General features: G+C 34.4%; 3 protein-coding genes. 2 read left to right on the forward strand and 1 reads right to left on the reverse strand.

Features of this window, described 5'->3' with window-relative positions:
- Positions 1-1,158: hypothetical protein (locus tag AAC037_RS22590; RefSeq protein WP_339905806.1), on the reverse strand; the 1,158-nt coding region annotated here is incomplete at its 3' end.
- Between the two features lie 471 nt (positions 1,159-1,629).
- Between AAC037_RS22590 and AAC037_RS22595 the strand changes: the two genes are divergently transcribed.
- Both AAC037_RS22595 and AAC037_RS22600 read left to right on the forward strand, forming a co-directional pair.
- Positions 1,630-2,313 (forward strand): hypothetical protein, encoded by a 684-nt coding sequence (locus AAC037_RS22595; RefSeq protein WP_339905808.1) that lies wholly within the window; start codon positions 1,630-1,632, stop codon positions 2,311-2,313.
- Positions 2,310-3,136 (forward strand): carboxypeptidase-like regulatory domain-containing protein (locus AAC037_RS22600; protein WP_339905810.1); only part of this gene is annotated, 827 nt, incomplete at its 3' end. The genes AAC037_RS22595 and AAC037_RS22600, both read left to right, overlap by 4 nt.

Raw genomic sequence — 3,136 nt, forward strand, 5'->3', positions numbered from 1 at the left:
AAATTCGTAAGCATTCCATTTCTCTTTTAAAACAGACTCGATAAACCCACTTTTAAATGGTAAACTCAAACAGGATATACCTTTAATTAATAAATTTGTATTTTCATATTGCATTCGAAATGAAACTTCTCCCCTCGGATGTTCCCAGTAAAAATTTTGGGTATCTTGACCACAGTTAGTGGATATTTCCCCATATTTTTTCCATTCAAGTCCACTGAAATCGCATTGCGAGCTTAGAGGACTACCGTTTAATAAGTAATGCCTATTATTCCATTTAAAGGCCATTTCAGCCATTGCCTTATTGATTAACGCTGAAGATTTCATTTTTCCGATATCATCAACGGAAAAAAAATCTAAATGATCTGTGTTTCGGTCATGGGAATTCTTCACACTACAATCCCTCAGCAGATCCAATGAATGAAAGAAATCTCCGGTAGTAGAAATAATGGTATGGGCATGAAAGGTTTTACCCTTAGAAGTTTTGACTTCCAGCATGTTTTTTTTGCTTATTAAGCTGTTGAATATTAGGTAAACATCAAAAATAGACTCAACACCTATTTGCTTTAAATACTTCCCAACTAACCAGGCTTCCTCTTCCGGCAATTCTTTACTTGCAAACCTTGACTCATGACAGATAATAACAGGCACAATGCCAAAATGTAACAAACGAATTGCAATAGCAATGGCAAACAAGTCATGACCTTCTACCAGCACCACTTCTTCCTTATTAAGCTTATTATCTGACTGTTCTGCTCCACATAAAAGCCTACCTAAGCTTTGCACACAATTAGTAAAAACCTTTATCGGCTGTGCCTTTCCTATTAACAGGTAATCATATCTTATTTTCCCATCGCTGTGATTGATTAGCCTTTCCTCTTCCTTTATTGAGCTTATGGAGGAACGAATGATAGTAATAGTTATATTCTCTATTTGATATTTAGAACACCCATTCGGATTAGAAATCATATGCTTTCCTCTAGTCAAAAGTAATGCCTCCAATAAGAATGGTCCGAGCTCTGATTTTTCAAATAAAGTGACCTTAATTTTTTTAAACTTATGCTGATACTTAAACAGGAAATCAAAACCTGAAGGAACTGTTCCTAGCAGTACAATTTGAGCTGTTGGCTTCTTACAATTTGGAGGAAATGTATTTATCAACTTTATCTTGAATTAAAAAATCTCTGTTTTCTAAATACAACCATAGCCAACAATCAGGCCAAATAGATTTACTCATGAATGCTAGTTTTTATATTCACCATGCGGTTTATTTCCCATTGTACTATTTTGATCTAACCGCCCCCATTTACTTCAACCCCCTGTTTTAAATTTAATTTCTAAAACATAGGAAAAATCACCTTTCATTTGAACCTGAAGAGATGGTAATTTTCATTTATTTTGTTCTACAAGGGTGTTTTAGTTCTAAAAAATTAAAGTTTTATTCAAATTATTAATCATTGCTAAAAACTATGGTTAATCAATTAATCATTTTTTAAGATTGATTTAAAACTATTTTTCTATCATTGTTAAAAAGCTAGTTTTAATTAAAATAAAATGTCCTATATTTCAGAAATTTTTAATCCTATTCTTTGACGCTTAAGATTCATTCCTTTAATGTTCAGAACTATAATAATGGCAATTATTTTGACAGGATCTTATCAGGTGAAAGCCCAGGAGCCTAAATCAAAACAATTGGTAGGAAGGTATGAGGAGATCATACAATTTTTCCCGGAAATTAACACGGGTACCCATTATATTGAGGAAAACAGGTCTTTGGATGGGCATCCGTTTTACTTATCTTCAAAAATGGATTTGGGGACTATAATCATTGGCGAAAACTACTTTGAAGGTGTTCCCCTACAATATGATATTTGGGAGGATTGGGTCCTTTCCTTTTCCTCTGCTTTTCATCAAAGGATGATTTTAAATCACTTAAAAATAGACAGTTTCAAATTAATTGACGGTTCCTTATTTATCAAAAAAGAAAAACCTAATGATTTCTTATTTCACAAAAACGGGTTTTACAGAGAAGTTGAGGCAGGTAAAATAGGCTTATATGCCAAACACAGAAAACAAAAGAAGCAAGAATCTTCTACCATGGAACTCGTTAGAAGTTATGAAGAAGTGGTCAAATACTTTTTTGAAATCGAAGGTAAACTGGTGGAGGTTCCCAAAAAAAATAAAGTTTTTGAAACCTTAGGTCTAGCTAAAAAATCAGCAAAAAAAGAGCTAAAAACTTTAGGTCTTCGGTACAAAAAAGATAGAGAAACTTATTTGAAAACTTTGGTGAATATGTCGAATAATATCCAACCATGATTAAGAAATTATTTAGGTTAGCAAGCTTCCTTTTCTTGATAGGCTTGCAATATACATTTGCGCAAACACCAAGTGAGGAAAGAATTTCAGGGATTTTTTCAGGAGTTTCTTTTGATCAATTTTCCCTAATGGTCGAAAGCAAATCTAGTTATCGCCTTTTCTTCAAACAAACAGATGTTGACACCCTAACCATCAATGTCAATGCCTACGAAAGCACCATTGAGAATTTATTGGATGAAATTTTTAAAGGGTCGGACTTATTTTATGCCATCGACGATGAAAGAAGAGTTTTCATTAGCCGGGGAAATGCCTTGAGTATGGAGCTTCCAAAAGATTTTTTTGAGGTCAAATCATCCTCAGCAAGTTTAATGGTGAACAATTCTATTCAAATAGTAAACAAAGACCGTTCTTTTGCAAAGAACAGGCTATGGGAAATTGGTCATAGTAATGATGCTCCGGGTGCTAAAGTGGCCGTTTTAAAAGGAAAAATCACAAGCTTTGAATCCGGAGAGCCTATCATTGGTGCTTTAATCTATACTACAGCGGAAGGTGCCAAGTCTATATCAGATGAAGAAGGTAACTACACCATTACTTTAAGTAAAGGGCGCCACACTTTAATTTTCCAAAATTTCGGAGCATACCAGGAACAAAGGCAGGTCAATCTTCGTGGGGACGGAGTGCTAAATGTAGCAATGGATGACAATATTATTTCATTGAATCAGGTAACGGTAACCTCGGAAAAGTCTGCCAATATAGAAAGGCCGGAAATGGGGCTTTCTTCTATCACGGTACAATCATTAAAAAAATTACCGGCGGTATTGGG

Source organism: uncultured Cyclobacterium sp., assembly GCF_963976465.1.
In the GTDB taxonomy this organism is placed as follows: domain Bacteria; phylum Bacteroidota; class Bacteroidia; order Cytophagales; family Cyclobacteriaceae; genus Cyclobacterium.